Annotated in this window: 3 protein-coding genes; all 3 read left to right on the top strand. The window is 42.4% G+C overall.

Features of this window, described 5'->3' with window-relative positions; all coding sequences use genetic code 11:
• On the top strand, positions 1–290 hold a 290-nt coding region (locus tag A3739_RS30060; protein WP_197472398.1), incomplete at its 5' end, for a hypothetical protein.
• A gap of 10 nt (positions 291–300) precedes the next feature.
• A complete protein-coding gene (gene rimI, locus A3739_RS17375; RefSeq protein WP_068501887.1) occupies positions 301–783 on the top strand; it encodes a ribosomal protein S18-alanine N-acetyltransferase in 483 nt (160 codons plus the stop codon).
• 21 nt (positions 784–804) lie between these two features.
• Positions 805–1,086 (top strand): GTP-binding protein (locus tag A3739_RS17370; protein WP_231877098.1); only part of this gene is annotated, 282 nt, incomplete at its 3' end.

The following is a 1,086-nucleotide window of genomic DNA, read 5'->3' as shown; positions in this document are numbered from 1 at the left end:
GAAGCGATTTAAATTTTGTAGGCAATTTTCGTTGGCCTGTTTTTTCATTTCAGGCTGAGGCATCTAATACGGATCGTTTGCTAGCCGGTACATTACAGCAATTCTCCGATAAGATGATTAACGACGCGACGATTAATACAGTCGTTCTCGGTGTGAGTTTGAGTGAGGGGTGCGTTAGATCGATCGCTAAATGCACTGCAGGCTCAATGATCTTAAGTTCTTCAGTGTCTTTAAGTGACTGTATCCGTAATCCTTTACTAAAAGCTCAGTTATGGGCTGATATCATATAGTAAACTTTGCATGTATCACGGGCCTTCGCATAATGACATCAGCCTAAGGGATATGGTCGAGGCTGATTTAGAAAAGGTTATGCAAATCGAGACCGCGAGTTACGACATTCCTTGGACGCGCAAAAATTTCGAAGACTGTTTGAATGACAAGAACGATTGCGTACTTTTGATCTCGGGTCAGCACACCATCGGTCACGCCATTGTTTCATATGTCTTAGATGAGGCGCATTTACTTAATATTTGTGTAGATCCGCGCTACGCTGGAAAAGGCTTTGGCCGTCTTTTTTTACAATCCTTAATTCGTGTTGCGCGGGAGAAAAAGTGCGTTATGTTTTTCTTAGAAGTTCGCGCATCTAATCATAGGGCTATGGGGTTGTATCAATCTGAAGGCTTTAATGAAGTTGGTTTAAGAAAAGGGTATTATCCCGCCCCGAATGGGCGTGAAGACGCTGTACTGATGACCTTGGATATGCGTTTGGATGCATATGCATAGTAAATTTTCTTTAGGAATATTATGAGCCTTCCAGAAATAGATAAGCGACGAACGTTCGCGATTATTTCCCACCCTGATGCTGGTAAAACAACGATTACCGAAAAAGTGTTGCTATTTGGGGAGGCTATTCAAAAGGCGGGCACAGTTAAAGGTAAAAAAAGTGGTCAGCATGCTAAGTCAGATTGGATGGAAATGGAAAAGGAACGTGGTATTTCTGTCACGACTTCTGTTATGCAGTTCCCGTTTAATGACTGCTTAGTAAATCTGCTAGATACGCCTGGACACGAGGATTTCTCAGAAGAC

The organism is Oleiphilus sp. HI0067 (assembly GCF_001635735.1).
Note: the sequence above shows the minus strand (reverse complement) of the source record. Positions and strands in the feature narration are given on the sequence as shown.

What these genes read in the sequence shown, in the direction of transcription:
- rimI (WP_068501887.1), top strand. Translation starts at nt 301, where the DNA reads ATGTATCACGGGCCTTCGCATAATGACATCAGCCTAAGGGATATGGTC.